This window comes from Nocardioides sp. CPCC 206348 (assembly GCF_048654705.1).
GTDB lineage: Bacteria > Actinomycetota > Actinomycetes > Propionibacteriales > Nocardioidaceae > Nocardioides.
This window is the reverse complement of the sequence record NZ_JBMCZA010000238.1, coordinates 1-582: the sequence shown is the minus strand read 5'-3', so window position 1 is coordinate 582 and position 582 is coordinate 1. Positions and strand designations below refer to the sequence as shown.

Genomic DNA, 582 nt, shown 5'->3' with positions numbered 1-582 from the left:
CTTCATCTTCGCCGGCGTCTTCGCCACCTACGGCAACGTCAGTGACAAGGTGACCGAGACGACGATCGACGAGGTGCACGCGTGCGTGGTCCCGCCCTCCGAGGACGGCCGGGCCTGCACCGCTGAGGAGGTCGCGGAGTCCCCGACCCCGGCCTACGCCGCCGGGATCCGGAAGGGCGACCGCATCGTCTCCTTCAACGGCACCCAGGTGGGCAGCTGGAACCAGATGCAGGACCTCGTCCGGGCCAACAAGGGAGACAAGGCGACCATCGTCATCGAACGCGACGGCGTCGAGCAGACGATCATCACCAACACCACGGTGACGCCCCGCTTCCTGGAGTCCGGCGACACCGAGGCGAAGGAAGTGGGCTTCCTGGGTGTCAGCCCCGAGCGCCACGCGCGCACGGGCGGTGTGTTCTACACGATCGGCCAGATGGGCCACATGACGGTCGACGTGGCCACGTCGCTGGCCACCTTGCCCGAGAAGGTCTGGGGCGTCGCGAAGGCGATCGTGGGGATCGAGGAACGTGATCCCCTCGGGCCGGTCAGCATCGTCGGCGGCGGCCGCCTCGCGGGTGAGGT

The 582-nt window shown here is 68.6% G+C and carries 1 protein-coding gene; it reads left to right on the top strand.

Annotated elements, in window-relative coordinates; all coding sequences use genetic code 11:
• Window positions 1–582, top strand: a 582-nt coding sequence (locus tag ACOADB_RS27240) for a PDZ domain-containing protein (protein WP_378606483.1), incomplete at both ends; no start/stop codon positions are given.